Raw genomic sequence first — 18,377 nt, forward strand, 5'->3', positions numbered from 1 at the left:
GGGTCGGCTTTTTTGTTTTATCCAAGTGCACTTCGATCGTGCTTGGAAATTCCAGCGCCTCCACTTAGACTTGCACCTGGGAATGCGGAGGGGAAGAGCGGTGACATATCGCTGGATCGGTATCGTGCTTTTTTGCTTGGGCCTTGGCGGCGTTGCCTTGACCAAGGGCAGCGATCTCGTTGCCGAAAGCTACTTCGATGAGGTAGCGGCGCAAGGTGGCACTACGTTGCGGCTGGCAGTCTCTGCACTGGGCGGACATCTCAGTCGCTATGAGCCGCTGCCCGCGCTGATGGCAGATCATGACGATATTGAGGAGCTGGTTGTTCACCCGCAGGATCAGGCGTTGCGACTGCGCGCCAATATCTACCTGAAATCCATCAACGATCTGCTGAAATCATCCGATATCTACATTATGACGCTGGATGGCGAGACCATTGCTGCCAGCAATTATGATGGACCGGCGAGCTTCGTCGGCCAGAATTTCAGCTACCGCCCATANTTTCAGGATGCCGCCAAGGGCCAGCAATCGAAATTCTTTGCGCTGGGCACCACTTCGCACAAACGCGGCTATTATTTTGCCTCACCCATCTTCTTCAACGAAGAGATCAAGGGCGTCATCGTCTTCAAGGTCGACATCGAAGGCATCGAGGCATCCTTCGGCAATGGCGAGAACCGGATTTTCGTCAATGATCCCGAAGGCATCATCTTCATGACGGGAACGCCGGAATGGCTTTACGCCGCCATCCAGCCACTCACCCCCGAACGCATTGCCAAGACGGAAAGCTCACGACGGTATTCCGACGCGGATCTGAAGCCGCTGGGCCTGACACGCGGCACTTTTGGTGCGCATGACATGATGACGATTCGCGAGGGCGAGCAGGAGAAGGAATATCTTTTCCTCTCCCAGCCGATGCCCGATGCTGGTTGGACGGTGAATGTATTGATGGACACCAGCTCGGTGCGCACGCAGGTCAAAACAACGATGATCGCGATCGTTCTTTGCCTCTGCCTCGCCGGCGCGCTGGTTGCCGCCATGTTACAGCGGCGCAAGAGCCTCCAGGACAGATTGGTCCACCAGGCGGAAGCGCGGGCCGAACTTGAAAGACGCGTGGAGGAACGCACCGCCGATCTTGCACGCGTCAATGTAGACATCAAGCATGAGATTGCCGAGCGCAGGCAGACCGAAAAACGGTTGCGCAAGACGCAGAAGGATTTGATCCAGGCTGGCAAGCTGGCAGCGCTCGGCCAGATGTCGGCCGCCCTTTCCCACGAGTTCAACCAGCCACTGGCTGCTGCCAAGACATACGCCGAGAGCGCATCTTTACTGATAGAGCGCGGACGGGTGGGCGAAGCCTCGGATAATCTGAAACGTATCTCGGTGCTGATCGACCGTATGGCAGCCATTGGCAAGCATCTGCGCAANTTTGCGCGCAAACCTAATGAAAAGCTCGGGCCTGTCCCGCTGGATGCCGTGGTCAGCGATACGCTTGAGATCGTCAACGCGCGACTGAAGGCAGCAGACGCGCGATTGACGGTGGATTTGGGACCCGTGCCGCTTCAGGTCAAAGCAGGCCCTGTCAGGCTCCAGCAAGTCTTGGTCAACATCATCTCAAATGCAGCCGATGCTGTGGAGGGGCTGGGCGATCGACAGATTGGTCTTACAGCGCGCCAGGTGGGCGAAAAAGTTATCCTCTCCATTCGCGACCACGGTCCCGGCGTTCCACCCGCCATCATGGAGCGTATCTTCGATCCGTTCTTTTCCACCAAAGGCGTCGGCAAGGGGTTGGGCCTTGGGCTTTCCATTTCCTACAACATCGTCAAGGATTTCGGCGGGCGTCTGAGCGTCACCAATCTGCCCGAGGGTGGGGCGCGTTTCGATATTGAGTTGGACGCCGACGTACCGATGGAGATTGCTGCCGAATGAATGTCTCGCGTGTTTTGCTGATCGATGACGAAGAGGACTTGCGGCTTTCCACCGCACAGGCGCTGGAGCTTGCTGGTCTAGACGTCGTCACCGTCGATAATGCCGACCATGTGTTCGAACTCATTGGCTACAGTTTCGATGGCATCATCGTCAGCGATATCAGAATGCCTGGCATGGACGGAATGACCCTGCTGCAAAAGGTCCGGGAACTGGATGCGGAAATCCCTGTCATTCTGGTCACCGGTCATGGAGATGTGCAGCTTGCCGTTAGCGCCATGCGCAACGGCGCCTATGATTTCATCGAAAAACCGTTCAGCGTTCAATATCTTGCTGGCATCATCAAACGCGCGATAGACCGGCGCTCACTCGTTCTGGAAAACCGCCGTCTTCGTGCAGTTGCTGGAAAACGCGATGATCTGGAAACGCGACTGCCNGGGCGCACGCAGGTCATGGTCGATCTGCGCTATCGCATCCGCGCGATTGGTGCGGCCGACGCCGATACGCTGATCATCGGCGATACCGGTGCGGGCAAGGAAGTGGTGGCGCGCGCGCTCCACGATGTCAGCGCCCGTGCAGACAAACCCTTCGTCGCTATCAATTGCGCCGCGTTGCCGCAGCACCTTATCGAAAGCGAGCTGTTTGGCCATGAGGCGGGGGCTTTTCCCGGCGCGCTGCGCCCGCGTTACGGCAAGTTCGAACATGCCCGTGGCGGCACGGTGCTGCTGGATGAAATCGGCTCCATGCCATCAGACATGCAAGGCAAGCTGTTGCGGGTGCTGCAAGAGCGTACGATCACTCGTCTTGGCTCCAACGAGACCGTGGAGCTCGATGTCCGCTTTATCGCGACCAGCAAGGCTGATTTGGCACAAGAGGCGGTGGCGGGCCGTTTTCGGCAGGATTTGCTATACCGGCTCAATGTCGCGACCGTTCATGTGCCTTCGCTGGCGCAGCGCCGATCCGATATCCCGCTTCTGTTCCTCCAGTTGGTGCGCGAGGCGGCCGCGCGTTATGGCCGGGATGATCTCGATGTACCCTCCAATATCGTATCAACGCTTGCCATGCGGGAATGGCCGGGCAATGTTCGGGAACTGAGAAATGCTGCAGATCGGCTGGTGCTGGGGTTAGATGGCAGCGCCTCTGATGGGCCGCGGACAACGTCAGATAACGCTACAAGCCTTTCCGCCAAGGTCGCAGAATTCGAGAAGTCTGTTTTGACAAGAGCGATTGCCCTCAACAAAGGCAATCTCAAAGCCGTCTACGAGACACTCGGAATATCGCGCAAAACACTCTATGNAAAAATGCNAAAACACGCACTGACGAAACAAGAGTTTGGGGATGAACCCTAAACTATATTCAGACGAAATATACCTTTGATTTACAAGTGCATTGCACAACTACACATTAAAATTTCTNAAATACNAAACAGTTCATTCAGTATTCATTCGCATTGTATATTCCTATCTCCACTCAGTCCAATTACGGTCTGATTTGGGGGATATGGATTTGCTTAAGTTTGGTTCTATTGTAATTGCTGCAGTTTTGATTGCATTGGGTGCAGGTTCTGCCAGCGCCCAAACAAAGGGTGATTGGGTTCTTGGAAACTACAAGGGCGCAGGCTACTGGTTTCCTGGCGTGGTTGAGAAACTTGCTGGCGACAAGATCACCATTCGCTACGATGACGGTGACCGGGAAACTGTCGCAATCAATGCGGTCCGTCCTTATGACTGGATGATTGGTACCAAGGTTGAATGCAACTACAAGGGTGCGGGAAGCTGGTATTCCGGCAAGATCGCGTCGCTGGCGGGTGAGAAGATCGGCATTGCCTATGACGATGGCGATAAAGAAACGACCAAGACCGGTCGTTGCCGCTCAAAGTAAACTCTCGATTTACATGCAATTGTCCTGAAGCCCGCCGTCTCATCGCGGCGGGCGTCTCGATTGGGAGTCGTNAAAAACTGCACCCGATANTTGGATGGGTGGATTTTCACCCATCGGCAGTGGCAAGTGTTTCGAAATCCACCCATTATGGGTGGCAGAACCCCAATTTGTTCTTGGGTTCCTCTTGAAAGCATTGCTTCGCGCCCGATACCGATTGCAAATAGCCTCACCCCGACCGACCGCAATAGGAGTGCGCCGGTCGATGAGGCTATATTTCATCGGGAGGAAAAGATGAAAATTCTCAAGACCGTCACAGGTGCCGTGGCTGCCGCTGCCGTATCGCTGTTTGCTTTGTCCGCTGCTGCGCAAACCTATCCGCAGCGCAACATCACCATGGTCGTTCCCTTTGCCGCAGGCGGCCCGACGGATACCGTTGCCCGCCTCGTTGCCGAATCCATGTCCAAGGATCTTGGGCAGCAGATTATCGTGGAAAATGTCGGCGGTGCTGGTGGCACGCTCGGTGCTGGCCGTGTCGCAGCCGCTGATCCGGATGGCTACACCGTTCTACTCCACCATATCGGCATGGCCACCAGCGCCACGCTTTACCGCAAGCTGGCCTATAACACGCTCGAAGCCTTCGACTATGTCGGCCTCGTCACCGAAGTGCCGATGACCATTTTGTCGCGCAAGACGCTTGAAACCACAGACCTCAAGGGCCTCATCGAATATGCGAAGGCCAACAAGGACAAGGTCACTGTTGCCAATGCCGGCATCGGCGCCGCCTCGCATCTCTGCGGCATGCTGTTCATGAGCGCCATACAGACACCGCTCGTGACAGTGCCTTACAAGGGCACCGGCCCTGCCATGACCGATCTTCTCGGCGGTCAGGTCGATATCATGTGCGACCAGACGACCAACACCACCAAGCAGATCCAGGGCGGCACGGTCAAAGCCTACGCCGTTACCACGCCGAAGCGTCTGGACGTGCTGCCAAACGTGCCGACCTCAGCTGAAGCCGGTCTGCCGAACTTCGAAGTGGGCGTCTGGCATGGCGTCTACACGCCAAAGGGCACACCTGCCGATGTCAATGAGCGCCTTTCCAAGTCACTTCAGGTCGCACTGAAAGACCCGAATGTCGCAGCCCGCTTCGCCGAGCTCGGCACCACGCCGTCTTCGGCGGAAGAAGGCACGCCTGCGGCGCTGAAGGCAAAGCTTGAAAGCGAAATCACACGCTGGAAGACGGTCATCGAGGCCGCTGGCCAGTACGCCGACTAGGCCTGCTCTCAAGCAATCAACCGGTGGCCTCACGGGCCACCGGNTTTCACTCGTCAGCGGGGTAACAAACAAATGAAATCATTATCTTTCGACGCAACGGAGGCGGCTTGCGGCGGCTTCTTCATGGTGCTCGGCATTTTCTTTGCCTGGCAATCCTACGGCCTTGAGCTGGGAACGGCGTTTCGCATGGGTCCGGGATATTTCCCGCTGGTGCTGGCGCTCATTCTCGTGGGGCTTGGCACACTCATTCTCGTACGGGCGGGCAAGTTTCAGGGCGAACCGCTGGGGCCTATTGCCTGGCGTGGCATCTTCCTCATTCTGCCAGCGCCGATCATCTTCGGCATGACGGTGCGCGGCCTCGGCTTCGTGCCTGCCCTGTTCATCAGCGCGCTGATCGCATCCTTTGCATCGCAGAAGATGACACCGTTGATGGCGCTCATCCTGTCGGTTGGCATCACCATCNTTTCCGTCGCAGTCTTCGACTACGGTCTTGGTCTGCCCTTCCAGCGCTTCGGCCCCTGGCTCAATTTCTGAGGTGCATGATGGAACTGTTCAATAATCTCGCGCTTGGNTTTTCCACCGCAACCTCTCTCGACAACCTGTTCTTCTGCTTTATCGGCGTCATTCTGGGAACATTGATCGGCGTGTTGCCGGGCATCGGTGCCACGGCGACCATTGCCATGCTGCTGCCCATCACATTCCAGCTGGAGCCGGTGTCATCCCTCATCATGCTCGCCGGTATCTATTACGGTGCGCAATATGGCGGCTCGACCACCGCGATCCTCATCAACATGCCGGGCGAGTCCTCGTCTGCCGTCACCGCTATTGATGGCTACCAGATGGCGCGCAAGGGCAAGGCGGGCGTGGCGCTTTCGGTCGCAGCCATTGGCTCATTCTTCGCGGGTACGGTGTCGACCTTTCTGGTCGCGATCTTCGCACCACCACTCACGGCCATCGCGCTGAATTTCGGTGCCGCCGAATATTTTTCGCTGATGGTCGTTGGCCTTGTCTCCTCCATTGCACTTGCCCATGGCTCCATCATCAAGGCGCTGGCCATGGTGGTTCTCGGCCTGCTGCTCGGCCTTGTCGGCACGGATATCTATAGCGGCACGCCGCGCTTTACCCTCGGCATCCGCGAATATGCCGATGGCCTGAACTTCGTGGCGGTTGCCGTCGGTGTCTTCGGTATTGCCGAAATTCTGCGCAACCTCGAAAGCGAAAAGACCCGCTCCGTCTTGATGGCAAAGGTCAGTGGCCTCTTGCCAAGCAAGGAAGAGTTCAAGCAGATGGTGGGCCCGGTTCTGCGCGGCACGGCCATCGGCTCGGCACTGGGTATCCTGCCGGGTGGTGGTGCCATTCTTGCGGCTTTTGCCTCCTACACAGTCGAAAAGCGTGTGTCCAAACACCCGGAAGAGTTCGGCCACGGCGCTATTGCCGGTGTGGCCGGCCCTGAGTCAGCGAACAATGCCGGTGCGCAGACCTCGTTCATTCCGCTGCTCACGCTCGGCATTCCCGCCAACCCCGTCATGGCACTTATGATTGGCGCCATGATCATTCAGGGCATCGTTCCCGGACCCAATGTCGCCACCGAGCAGCCTGCGCTGTTCTGGGGCATCATCGCGTCCATGTGGATCGGCAACCTGATGCTTGTCATCCTCAACCTGCCGCTGATCGGGTTGTGGGTGAAGCTGCTGACCATTCCTTACTACGTGCTGTTCCCCATCATCATGGCGTTCTGCGCCATCGGGGTCTACAGCGTCAATTCCAACGTCTACGATCTCTATGCCGTCGCCTTCTTCGGGCTCATCGGCTATGCGCTCGTTAAAATGCGGTGCGAACCGGCACCGCTTCTGCTGGGCTTCGTGCTGGGGCCGTTGCTGGAAGAAAACCTTCGGCGTGCGATGATCCTCTCGCGTGGCGATGCGACGACCTTCGTCACCCGCCCCATAAGCGCAACCCTGTTGCTGATCGCCATCGCCGTTCTCGTCGTCGTCTTCCTGCCAAGCGTCAAGAAGAAGCGCGAAGAAGTCTTCCAGGAAGAAGATTGATCCGCCGCGACGATAGGGAAAGCTTCAAAGGCCGGGCATCATGTCCGGCCTTTGTCTTGTCTGTGAGATGCAAAGCTGGCAAAGCAGGGCATTGACAGGAGATGCCTATGGCCGACAACAGCGAAAACCGTATCATTGCGCTCGAAGAAACCGTGGCGCATCAGGCNAAAACCATCGAAGAGCTGTCCGATCAGCTGACGGAACAATGGAAAGTCGTTGAGCAGACCCGCGCCAAGCTGGATCGATTGACCGACCGGTTCCTGAACCTCGAGGAGCAATCGCTCGAAGCACCTGCCATAACCAAGCCGCCGCATTATTGAGGAGCGCGCTATGAGTGTTGTCCACCCCGCTCCATCGGCTTCAGATGTCTTGAGCTTCTGGAAAGATGCCGGACCCGAAAAGTGGTTCGACAAAGACGCGCATTTCGACGCGACGTTCCATGATCGTTTCAGGGATTTGCATTTCGCAGCCGCAAGATGCGAACTGAAAACGTGGTTCGACGGCGCGGAAAGCAGTCTGGCGTTGCTGTTGCTGCTGGACCAGTTTCCACGCAATTGCTTCANGGGCACGGCGCACATGTATGCGACCGACCCGCTTGCCCGCCAATATACCCAGGAGGCCCTGCGGCGCGGCCATGACCGTACGATCGATCCAGAGCTTCGCATTTTCTTCTATCTGCCTCTGATGCATTCGGAAGACCTGGGGGATCAGCACCTATGCTGCAAACTCTGCGAACCACTGGGCGAGCGCTACCTGCCTTTCGCGATTGAACATCGCGACATCATCGAACGCTTCGGACGTTTCCCACATCGCAACGAAATCCTGTTGCGCGACAGCACAGATGAAGAAAAACTCTTTTTGGRAAAGGGTGGGTTTGCCGGCTGATCCGGTTGGGGCTTCGGCATAGAAAAGCCGCGCATTCTGCCGAAGCGCGGCTTTGTCTTAAGCGTCAAGGAGATGGATCAGCCGTCGAAGAATTCCTTCATCCGGGCGAAGAAGCCGGTGGATTCAGGGTTGTTTTCCTTGGACGACAGTTCCTCGAATTCCTGCAACAATTCTCGCTGACGCTTCGTCAGTTTCTGCGGCGTTTCGATCTGGATCTGAATATAGAGATCACCCTGCTGCGCGGAACGCAACACNGGCATGCCCTTAGCCTTCAAACGGAATTGCTTACCCGCCTGTGTGCCTTCCGGCACCGTCACACGGGATTTAGTTCCGTCCAGCGTCGTGACATCGAACGTACCACCGAGCGCCGCCGTCGTCATGGAGATCGGCACCGCGCAATAAAGATCGGCACCATCGCGTTGGAAGAACTCATGCGGTCGCACAGACAGGAAAATGTAGAGGTCGCCCGAGGGACCACCACGCATACCCGCCTCGCCTTCGCCCTGAAGGCGAATGCGTGTGCCGTCTTCGATACCCGAGGGAATATTGACCGACAGCGAGCGCTCTTCCGTAATACGGCCCTGACCGTTGCACTTCGTGCATGGGTCGGTAATCGTCTGGCCACGACCGTGACAGGTGGGGCAGGTGCGCTCCACGGAGAAAAACCCTTGCGCAGCGCGTACGCGGCCTGAGCCCTGGCAAGTGCCGCAGGTTTTGGGCTGCGTGCCGGGCTTGGCGCCGGAACCAGTGCAAACATCACAGGTTATGGACGTCGGCACACGAATTTGCGCTGTCTTGCCCGCGAAGGCTTCTTCCAGCGATATTTCCATGTTGTAGCGAAGGTCGGCACCGCGTTCGCGTCCGCCGGTGGAGCGACGTGCACGTCCGCCACCCATCATCTCACCAAAGATGTCTTCGAAAATGTCGGAGAAACCACCGCCGGCACCACCGCCAAAACCGCCGCCTGCATTGCCCATGCCGCCCTGCTCGAAGGCTGCGTGACCGAAACGATCATAGGCGGCCCGCTTCTGCGGGTCTTTCAGTGTCTCATAGGCTTCGTTGAGTTCTTTGAATTTCTTTTCAGACTCGGCGTCACCAGGATTCTTGTCTGGATGATACTTCATCGCAAGTTTGCGGAAGGCGCTTTTCAGCTCTTTTTCGTCAGCTGTTCTGCCAACGCCAAGTGTTTCGTAAAAGTCTGCTTTCGCCATTAACTACAAGCCCCGGAAATGGATTTCCGGCTGCACAAGGCAGCCGGATTTCAGTCAAGCATCAATTGGAGTTCAAAAGCCACGCTTATGCGGACTTCTTGTCGTCCTTGATTTCTTCATAGTCGGCATCGACGATATCGTCCTTGCCGCCCTGAGCGGCGCCTTCGCCACTCTCAGCCTGCTGGGCTTCGTAGATGGCCTGACCCAGTTTCATGGACACTTCCATGAGGGTCTGCGTCTTCGCCTGAATATCGTCAGCATCCGGCTCAGCCGCTTCAACCGAGGTCTTCAGTGCGGCAATGGCATCCTCGATAGCCTTGCGGTCCGTCTCAGAAACCTTGTCGCCATATTCCTTCACCGACTTCTCGGTGGAGTGGATAAGGCTTTCGGCCTGGTTCTTGGCCTCTACACCGGCGCGACGCTTCTTGTCGGTTTCGGCGTTGGCCTCGGCATCCTTCACCATCNTTTCGATGTCGGCGTCAGACAGACCACCAGATGCCTGGATGCGGATCTGCTGCTCCTTGCCAGTGCCCTTGTCCTTAGCGGAAACCTGCACGATGCCGTTGGCGTCGATATCGAAAGTAACTTCGATTTGCGGAACGCCGCGGGGTGCCGGCGGCAGGCCAACGAGGTCGAACTGGCCGAGCGACTTGTTGTCGGCAGCCATTTCGCGCTCACCCTGGCTGACGCGAATGGTCACGGCAGACTGGCTGTCTTCGGCGGTAGAGAAGGTCTGGCTCTTTTTCGTCGGGATCGTCGTGTTACGGTCGATCAGACGTGTGAACACGCCACCCAGTGTTTCGATGCCGAGCGACAGAGGCGTTACGTCGAGAAGCAGAACGTCCTTTACGTCACCCTGCAGAACGCCAGCCTGAATGGCGGCACCCATGGCAACAACTTCATCCGGGTTCACACCCTTATGTGGCTCCTTGCCGAACAGCTGCTTGACGATTTCCTGGACCTTCGGCATGCGGCTCATACCACCGACGAGAACGACTTCTTCGATCTCGGCTGCGGTGAGGCCAGCATCCTTGAGCGCAGCCTTGCACGGTGCAACCGTACGCTGAACCAGATCGTCCACAAGGCTTTCGAACTTGGCTCGAGTCAGCTTCAGTGTCAGGTGCTTTGGACCGGTTGCATCTGCGGTGATGAACGGGAGATTGATTTCGGTCTGCTGCGACGACGACAGTTCGATCTTCGCCTTTTCAGCGGCTTCCTTCAGACGCTGAAGCGCAAGCTTGTCGCCCTTGAGGTCAATGCCCTGGTCCTTCTTGAATTCACCAGCCAGATACTCGACCAGACGCATGTCGAAGTCTTCACCGCCAAGGAACGTATCGCCATTGGTGGACTTCACTTCAAAAACGCCATCGCCGATTTCCAGAACGGAAATATCAAAGGTGCCGCCGCCCAAGTCGTACACGGCAATCGTCTTGCCTTCCTTCTTGTCGAGGCCATATGCCAAAGCAGCAGCCGTCGGCTCGTTGATGATGCGCAGAACCTCAAGACCAGCAATGCGGCCAGCATCCTTGGTGGCTTGGCGCTGTGCGTCGTTGAAGTAGGCGGGAACCGTGATAACGGCCTTCTCGACCTTTTCGCCGAGGTAGGATTCAGCCGTTTCCTTCATCTTCTGAAGGATCATGGCGGAAATCTGCGAAGGGGAATAACCCTTGCCCTGCGCCTGAACCCAGGCATCGCCATTGTCACCCTTGACGATCTCGAACGGAACAAGAGCCTTGTCCTTGCCGACAGTCGGGTCTTCGTAACGGCGACCGATAAGGCGCTTTACGGCAAACAATGTGTTGGTAGGGTTGGTAACAGCCTGACGCTTCGCAGGCTGACCGACCAGACGCTCGCCATCATCGCTGAACGCAACCATGGACGGGGTCGTGCGCGCGCCTTCGGCGTTTTCAATAACTTTAATATCCTTGCCGTCCATCACTGCGACGCAGGAGTTGGTCGTGCCAAGGTCGATACCGATTACTTTTGCCATTTTCTTCTCTCCTTGAAGCGAGCTGTCGGAACCCCGTGAGGCATTCCACTGACAACTCCTTGACTTGGATGGTCTTCGTGTTTGTGCAGCATTCTTCAATGCTGTTCTNGGGGGTATATAAGGAGCGATTTTTCCCGCTGCAAGGCAGATAGATGTGTCCATCGCTGCAAAAATCAAGAAATGCAGCTTCAGNAAAAACATACGGGGCGTCACAGCCACTCCGTATGCCCCAAGATCGCCAGACAACCAGGTTGCATGAGTCCAACAGATTCGCGTTAATCGTCATGTCTCTGTCATGCGTGATGCCTATAGGCGGGAAGCATTTCCATAAAACATAACGCCATAGAGGTTATCATGCGCAAACTTTATGCTGCATTCGTTGCCACCACCATTCTTGCCGGTACAGCACACGCTGCGACCGTTTATCCCCTTGATCGTGCGACGATTCTCACCGGCTCCCCNTTTGATTTCAAGGTAGAGTTCAAGAGCGTCGTAAAGCCTGAGGACGTCAAGATCACCGTCAATGGCCAGGATTACAAGACGGTCTTCGGTTCCGACGTCATATTCACAGCGGAAGAAAAGGGCAAAGAAGACAAGGTCCTCGGTTCTGCCGTCACATTGCGCGGGCTGAAGATTTCACAGGCTGGCGATTACAAAGTTGAGGTTTCTGCTGGCGCCGAGACGAAAAACGTCACATGGACTGTTTACGGCACCGGTGAAGCACCAAAAGCTAAGAACGTTATCTTCCTGTTGGGTGACGGCCTTTCCGTTGCGCACCGTACGGCTGCCCGCATCGTGTCCAAGGGCATGACCGAAGGTAAGGCGAACGGCCGCCTCAACATGGACGAGATGGACCATATGGCGTTCATCGGCACATCGTCGACAGAAGCTGTCGCTACCGACAGTGCCAACACCATGTCGGCTTACATGACGGGTCACAAGACCGCCGTGAACGCGCTTGGCGTCTATGGTGACCGCACACCTTCTAGCCTTGACGACCCGAAGGTCGAAACGCTGGCTGAAGCCCTTCGCCGCCAGACGAAAAAGTCGATCGGCATCGTCACGACGTCCGAATTGCAGGATGCGACGCCAGCCGCTGTCGTTTCCCATACCCGCAAGCGCGCCGACAAGGCCGAGATCACAGGCATGATGTTCGACGTCAAGCCAGACGTAGTTCTGGGCGGTGGTTCGGCGTACTTCCTGGGTAAGGACACTCCCGGTTCCAAGCGCAAGGATGACAAGGACTATATCAAGCTTTTCAAGGAGGCCGGTTACACGCTGGCCACCGACAAGAGCGAGCTTGAAAAAGCTGAAGGTTCAAACACCGGAAAGCTCCTTGGCCTGTTTCACACCAGCAACATGGATACGCTGCTCGACCGCAACTTCCTTAAGAAGGGCACGGTCGACAAGTTTCCAAATCAGCCCGGTCTGGTCGATATGACCAAGGCGGCCCTCGGTGAACTGTCGAAAAATCAGGACGGCNTTTTCCTGATGGTCGAAGCTGCCAACATCGATAAAATGTCCCATCCGCTGGACTGGGATCGCGCCGTCATCGAAACCATCGAGTTCGACAAGGCCGTCGGCGTTGCCCGCGAATTCGCGGCGAAGAACCCGGATACGCTGATCGTCGTCACCGGCGACCACACCCATGGCGTCTCCATCATCGGCACCGTCGATGACGAAAAGCCGGGCGATGAAATGCGCGCCAAGGTCGGTACCTACGCCGAAGCCGGCTTTCCGAACTACGAAGACAAGGATGGCGACGGTTATCCTGACCGTGTCGATGTTACCCGCCGCCTGTTCCTGAACGCCAATAATGGTCCTGACCATTACGAAACATTCCGTCCCAAGATGGACGGTCCTTTCGTTCCGGCCATCCAGAACGAGAAGAAGGAATACATCGCCAACGAAGCCTACAAGAACGTACCCGGCGCCGTTTTCGTGCAGGGTAACATTCCAAAGGACGGTGATAGCGGCGTTCACGCCGTTGATGATATCGTTCTTCAGTCCACAGGCCCAGGCTCAGAAGAGTTCAAGGGCTACATGGAACAGAGCGACGTGTACCGCGTGCTGGCCGATACCTTCGCCCTCGGCACAAAGCAGACGCAGTAAACACTGCACTGACTGATCGTGATCCGGCTCGCAAACAGCGGGCCGGATTGCATCGTTTAGAAGAACCCGGACAGGTCGAATCGGAGATCGTCATGGCGCACCGTTCCCGCATGCTCACACGCAGACAGTCGCTTCAACTCGCCAGCCTAGCTGTGTTTTCACTCAGCGCACGGCAGTCATTTGCAGCGCCGTCGCCGCTGACCTTCGATGAGATGTATGGCAAGATCGGCGTGTTGGGTCTGGAGTATTCCGATAAACTGAAGCAATTGAGCGGCAGGGAAATCCGCATGAAGGGCTTCATGGCTCCGCCCCTGAAAGCCGAAGCTGCATTCTTTGTGCTGACAGAAATCCCGATGGCGCTTTGTCCGTTCTGTTCGTCGGATTCCGACTGGCCGGATAATATCGTCGTCGTCTACCTCTCGGNAAAACAGACCTTCGTGCAGCCCAGCACGACGATCGAAGTGACCGGAACTTTGGAGCACGGTTCATGGACCGACCCGGAGACGGGTTTCGTTAGCCTCGTGCGCATCAGAGATGCTCAATATTCGGTGTCTTGAACATGCTGTCTCTAACCATCTCCGGTCTCACCGTCTCCTACGCCNGGCTCGCTGCGCCCGTGTTGCATATCGATGCTTTGACTGTCGCAGCCGGAGAGATGGTCGCGATAACGGGCCCATCCGGTTCCGGCAAAAGCACCTTCGTCAATATCATCACCGGTCTGGAACGGGTGCGTGAGGGAAAGGTGGTCTGGGGTGATCAGGACATTGCCGGATTAAGCGAGACCAGACGCGACCGCTGGCGGGGCGAAAATGTCGGGCTTGTCATGCAGGAGTTTCATCTTCTGCCCGGCCTGTCCGCGATTGAAAACGTCCTGTTGCCAGTTCATCTCAGTCGCGCCATGTCTGGTGGCTATGGCAAACGTGCAGCCGAATTGCTTGAAAAAACCGGTCTAGGTAGGCCCGATCAGAATATAAACACCATGTCGCGGGGCGAGATGCAGCGCGTGGCAATTGCGCGCGCGCTTCTGCGAAAGCCCGGTGTCATTGTCGCCGATGAGCCCACCGCAAGTTTGGACCCCGACAATGGCGAGGCCATCGGTCGCATGCTGGTCGATCTGGCGCGGGCCGAAGGCACGACGCTCATCGTCATCACCCATGACAGGCTGTTGGCGCAGCGCCTCGACCGCCGTCTGGAACTTGGCAATGGCCGTATCATGACCGACATTGCCGGGAACCTTTGATATGATCCGTTTTATCCTGTCCGATCTGAAGCGCCTCTGGGCCGGTTCTCTGGTCGTCGTCTTGCTGGTTTCCCTGGCAACGGCCCTCGGCGTCACTGTCACCTTGCAGGAACGTGCATTGCGCCTGGGGACGGCGCGCGCGGCAGATAAATTCGACCTCGTCATCGGCGCGGCGGGCAGCGAAACGCAGCTAGTCTTGTCCTCGGTCTTCCTTCAAGCCGCACCTCTGCCGCTGGTCAGTGGCGAAACGCTGGCGTCCTTGGCCAAAGACCCGCGCGTTGCATGGGCAGGGCCAGTGGGTTTCGGAGATTCCTTTGCCGGCTATCCAATTGTCGGAACGACGACGTCGCTAATCGACAACACCTCAGGTGGCTTCTTGGAGGGGCAAGGCTTTGCCGACGGGGAAGACGCCGTTATCGGTTCTGCGGTCGATCTGCCCATCGGCGCGGAAATCAAGCCGATGCATGGAACGGCGGAAGAAGGTGGTCATACCCATACCGAGATCGTCTATCACGTTCAGGGTCGCCTGAAGCCCACAGGCACGCCATGGGACCGCGCCATTCTGGTGCCGATCAGCTCTGTCTGGCACATTCACGGCATGGAAGCGCATGAGGATGGTCACGACCACGCCCATGAAGCAGAGGGTGAGGGACACGCGCATTCCCATAAAGAAGGCGAGGAAGCCGGACTGAACGAGACTTTCACAGCAGAAACACCCGGCGTGCCAGCCATTCTGGTAAAACCGNAAACCATTGCCGACGCCTACAAGCTTCGCCAGCAATACCGGAAGGGCAACACGCTTGCAGTATTTCCGGGCGAGGTACTGACGAAACTCTACGCCACCTTGGGCGACGCGCGTCAGGTTCTGTCCGTTGTCGCCATCGGTGCTCAGGGGCTGGTGGGCGCATCCCTTATTCTCGTGACGCTAACCCACATCGTTCAGCGGCGAAAACAGATCGGAGCCTTGCGCGCATTCGGTGCTCCCAGATCATCCATATCGCTGATCGTTTGGATAGAACTCTTCGCGCTCTTTGCCACAGGCATCGCGTTGGGTTTTGCTATTGGNTTTGCAGCTGCNAAAATCATCACGGGCATGCTTGTTGCGAAAAGCGGCGTCCTTATGCCTGTGGAGTTTGCCAAGGCCGACCTGACACAGGCGGCGTTGCTGCTTGCGGTGGCCGCCGGTCTCGCAATTCTTCCAGCGTGGCTAGCTTATCGTCAATCCCCCGCAGAGGCGCTCCGCGGGTAAGCACCCTTCCTCAATGCGGATCGATATGCGCTTTGTGAAAGATGTCGTCCTGCGGCGGGATGGCCTGACGCTCTATCATGCGGTGGACGCGCGGGCGCGTTGCACCTCTATGTAAGGCCAGAATACTGTCCCAGCTTTTGGCGTCCGCTTGCGTTCGGCGATGGTTATGCCGAACATATTCCACCCATGTCGGCACGTGGTAGATTTCTGTCCAGATATCCGGGTTTTCCAGATCTCGCATCAATGTCCAGTTCTGCGCACCATCTCGCAGCCGAATCCGCCGCCGCTCAGCCATGATCGTCATGAACTCCGGCAGATCGCTATCATCGATCTCGTAATCAACCAGAATGGCAATCGGGCCGCTTCGGGGTTTGACGTCAAGCCGCAGGTTCGGCTCCACAAACCGATTGAGCGGATCGAGATTGAGTGACGCGAAGGCTGGCATGGTTAGCTTAAGGCCGACGAGAACACCTAGCAGCATCAGCAGGCACGAACAGAGCAGCGAGTAGGACAGACCGTAATTTTCGGCAAGCGAGCCCCAGAGCCAGCTGCCTACGGCAATGCCGCCGAAGGTCAAGGTCTGGTAAAGAGACAACGCCCGTCCCACCACCCAGCNGGGGGTGGAGAGTTGAACAATCGTGTTGAAAAGCGAAAGCGCCNAAACCCAGCTTGCGCCGGAAATGGTCAGCACGAGCGCGGTCAGGATCGCACTTGTGCTGACAGCCGTAACGGCCGCGCTGAAGGCAAAGCCTAAAAATGCAACGCGTACGATCCATTCGCTGCTCAATGTTTCGCGAAGACGCGCACTGATCAAAGCGCCGCCAATGGCACCGACACCAAAAGCACCCAGCATAATGCCGTATGTCAGCGGACCACCCTGCACCAAATCTCGTGCCACAAGCGGCATCAGTGCCAGAATGGCGCTGGCAGACAGGCCGAACAGGAAACCGCGCACGAGAACCTTACCGATATTCGGCGACATCGCCACATAGCGCATGCCGGCCGAAATGGCGGCAAACAGATGTTCGCGGGGCAAACTGGACGTGTTTTTCGGCGGCTGCCATTTGAACAGCGCGTAAAGAAGCGCAAAATAGCTGAATGTGTTGACGAGAAAAGCGGCAGCAGCGCCCGAGATCGCGACGATGACACCGCCGATAGCAGGGCCGACGCTTCTGGTTATGTTGAAACCCACACTGTTCAACGTCACCGCCGCGGGCAAGTCTTCACGCGGCACCAATTCCCCAACGGATGCCTGCCATGAGGGGTTGTTGAGCGCCGTGCCGCAGCCGATCATGAAGGTGAAAAACAGCAGCAGCCAGGGCGTCAGCCATTCGGCCCATGCAAATACTGTCAGTAAGATCGATGCGGCCAGCATCAGAAACTGCGCCGAAATCATGATGCGGCGGCGGTCAAGACTATCGGCGAGAGCACCTGAAACCAACGNAAACAGCATGATCGGCAATGACGTCGACGCCTGCACCAGCGCAATCATGNTTTCCGATGACGACAGCGCCGTCATCATCCATGCCGCACCCACCGCCTGAATGAGCCCGCCGAAATTCGATGCTATGCTCGCAAACCAGATTGTTCTGTAAGTGGGGTGCCGCAATGGCGCGAGCGGAGATTTTCTATCGGGCACGAGCAGTCCAATGATGCAATTGTTGTTTGTCCAGAGCGGCAGTATAGACGCCGATCACGAGGACGCTACTGTTTCCGACTGCCCTGTGCTGAAATTGTGACGAAAGCCAATTTCATCGCATTCCGGCTTTTCCTTGCAATGTCGGGCATAAGCAGTTATACGAGCAATCAAATTCTTGATCGTCTGATGAAGAGTGGGGCCGAAAGGCTCCGCTCTTTTTCGTTAGGCGCCCTAAAAACCGGTGCGAAACGTTTCCGGTTAGACAATAAGACCGGAAGACCAGAATGGCTGAAGCCGAACCAAGACTGATAACCGAAACGGGCGTAGACCAGCGCATCGCCGAAATCATCGAGCCGGTATTGGCTGGCATGGGCTTTTTGCTGGTCAGGGTGCGCCTTTCCAACCAGAACGGTTCGACGTTGCAGGTCATGGCGGAGCGCGAAGACGGCACCATGACCGTTCAGGACTGCGAAGCGGTCTCTCTGGCCATTTCACCTGTTCTTGATGTGGAAGATCCCGTCGAGAAGGCGTATCATCTGGAAGTATCGTCGCCCGGCATTGATCGGCCGATGGTCCGTAAAACAGATTTTGCTCGCTGGCAGGGCCATATCGTCAAGATCGAGACATCGATCCTGGTGGATAACCGCAAGCGTTTCCGTGGCAAGATTGCTGAGATCGAAGCCGACGGCTTCAAGCTCGAACGTGACCAGATAGCCTATGGTGAGGAGCCTGTGGTTCTGATCCCGTTCAACACGCTTTCGGACGCAAAACTGGTTTTGACGGATGACCTCATTCGTGACGCGTTGAAGGCGGATAAGCAGGCCAAGGCCGCAGCTGCCGCCAACCAGAACGAAGAAGCAGACGAAGATTGATTCTAATTACCACGTAAGCCCTGAGATGAGGGTTAGAACGCAACTTGCGATTTA

General features: G+C 56.8%; 16 protein-coding genes. 13 read left to right on the forward strand and 3 right to left on the reverse strand.

The window, feature by feature from the left end:
• Positions 1 to 82: 82 nt before the first annotated feature.
• From CUC55_RS10270 to CUC55_RS10305, 8 genes are all read left to right on the forward strand, one after another.
• Positions 83 to 1,924: a sensor histidine kinase gene (locus CUC55_RS10270; protein WP_103087751.1), complete on the forward strand. Its 1,842-nt coding sequence runs from the start codon at positions 83 to 85 to the stop codon at positions 1,922 to 1,924.
• The gene (locus CUC55_RS10275) at positions 1,921 to 3,270 is read left to right on the forward strand and encodes a sigma-54-dependent transcriptional regulator (protein ID WP_103087752.1); all 1,350 of its coding nucleotides are present in this window, start codon (positions 1,921 to 1,923) and stop codon (positions 3,268 to 3,270) included. The genes CUC55_RS10270 and CUC55_RS10275 overlap by 4 nt, the downstream gene beginning before the upstream one ends.
• A gap of 157 nt (positions 3,271 to 3,427) precedes the next feature.
• Positions 3,428 to 3,802: a tudor domain-containing protein gene (locus CUC55_RS10280; protein ID WP_245417734.1), complete on the forward strand. Its 375-nt coding sequence runs from the start codon at positions 3,428 to 3,430 to the stop codon at positions 3,800 to 3,802.
• Between the two features lie 291 nt (positions 3,803 to 4,093).
• Positions 4,094 to 5,077 (forward strand): tripartite tricarboxylate transporter substrate-binding protein, encoded by a 984-nt coding sequence (locus CUC55_RS10285; RefSeq protein ID WP_067649686.1) that lies wholly within the window; start codon positions 4,094 to 4,096, stop codon positions 5,075 to 5,077.
• A 72-nt stretch (positions 5,078 to 5,149) separates the two neighbouring features.
• Positions 5,150 to 5,611: a tripartite tricarboxylate transporter TctB family protein gene (locus CUC55_RS10290; protein WP_103087753.1), complete on the forward strand. Its 462-nt coding sequence runs from the start codon at positions 5,150 to 5,152 to the stop codon at positions 5,609 to 5,611.
• An 8-nt stretch (positions 5,612 to 5,619) separates the two neighbouring features.
• On the forward strand, positions 5,620 to 7,125 hold the full coding sequence (locus CUC55_RS10295; RefSeq protein ID WP_067649691.1) for a tripartite tricarboxylate transporter permease: 1,506 nt from the start codon (positions 5,620 to 5,622) through the stop codon (positions 7,123 to 7,125).
• A gap of 107 nt (positions 7,126 to 7,232) precedes the next feature.
• Complete coding sequence (locus tag CUC55_RS10300) at positions 7,233 to 7,445, forward strand: SlyX family protein (RefSeq protein WP_067649694.1); 213 nt, start codon at positions 7,233 to 7,235, stop codon at positions 7,443 to 7,445.
• 10 nt (positions 7,446 to 7,455) lie between these two features.
• A complete protein-coding gene (locus CUC55_RS10305) occupies positions 7,456 to 8,010 on the forward strand; it encodes a DUF924 family protein (RefSeq protein WP_103087754.1) in 555 nt (184 codons plus the stop codon).
• Positions 8,011 to 8,087: 77 nt separating this feature from the next.
• Here the strand turns inward: CUC55_RS10305 and dnaJ are convergent, their stop codons facing one another.
• On the reverse strand, positions 8,088 to 9,221 hold the full coding sequence (gene dnaJ, locus CUC55_RS10310; protein WP_067649705.1) for a molecular chaperone DnaJ: 1,134 nt from the start codon (positions 9,219 to 9,221) through the stop codon (positions 8,088 to 8,090).
• A gap of 85 nt (positions 9,222 to 9,306) precedes the next feature.
• Positions 9,307 to 11,211, reverse strand: a complete 1,905-nt coding sequence (dnaK, locus tag CUC55_RS10315) for a molecular chaperone DnaK (RefSeq protein ID WP_103087755.1) — start codon at positions 11,209 to 11,211, stop codon at positions 9,307 to 9,309.
• Between the two features lie 354 nt (positions 11,212 to 11,565).
• Between dnaK and CUC55_RS10320 the strand changes: the two genes are divergently transcribed.
• From CUC55_RS10320 to CUC55_RS10335, 4 genes are all read left to right on the forward strand, one after another.
• Positions 11,566 to 13,323, forward strand: coding sequence for an alkaline phosphatase (locus CUC55_RS10320; RefSeq protein ID WP_103087756.1), 1,758 nt, complete (start codon positions 11,566 to 11,568; stop codon positions 13,321 to 13,323).
• A 110-nt stretch (positions 13,324 to 13,433) separates the two neighbouring features.
• A complete protein-coding gene (locus tag CUC55_RS10325) occupies positions 13,434 to 13,880 on the forward strand; it encodes a hypothetical protein (protein WP_245417739.1) in 447 nt (148 codons plus the stop codon).
• Between the two features lie 2 nt (positions 13,881 to 13,882).
• Entirely contained in the window at positions 13,883 to 14,563 is a 681-nt protein-coding gene (locus tag CUC55_RS10330; RefSeq protein WP_103087758.1) for an ABC transporter ATP-binding protein, read from the forward strand.
• A gap of 1 nt (position 14,564) precedes the next feature.
• A complete protein-coding gene (locus CUC55_RS10335; RefSeq protein WP_103087759.1) occupies positions 14,565 to 15,812 on the forward strand; it encodes an FtsX-like permease family protein in 1,248 nt (415 codons plus the stop codon).
• 10 nt (positions 15,813 to 15,822) lie between these two features.
• Here CUC55_RS10335 and CUC55_RS10340 read toward each other — a convergent pair whose 3' ends face one another.
• The gene (locus CUC55_RS10340; protein WP_103087760.1) at positions 15,823 to 17,451 is read right to left on the reverse strand and encodes an MFS transporter; all 1,629 of its coding nucleotides are present in this window, start codon (positions 17,449 to 17,451) and stop codon (positions 15,823 to 15,825) included.
• Positions 17,452 to 17,735: 284 nt separating this feature from the next.
• On the opposite strand from CUC55_RS10340, the gene rimP reads away from it, so the two are divergent.
• Complete coding sequence (gene rimP, locus CUC55_RS10345) at positions 17,736 to 18,323, forward strand: ribosome maturation factor RimP (protein WP_067649724.1); 588 nt, start codon at positions 17,736 to 17,738, stop codon at positions 18,321 to 18,323.
• Positions 18,324 to 18,377: the final 54 nt, after the last annotated feature.

It is taken from the genome of Agrobacterium bohemicum (assembly GCF_002896715.1).
GTDB classification, from domain to species: domain Bacteria; phylum Pseudomonadota; class Alphaproteobacteria; order Rhizobiales; family Rhizobiaceae; genus Agrobacterium; species Agrobacterium bohemicum.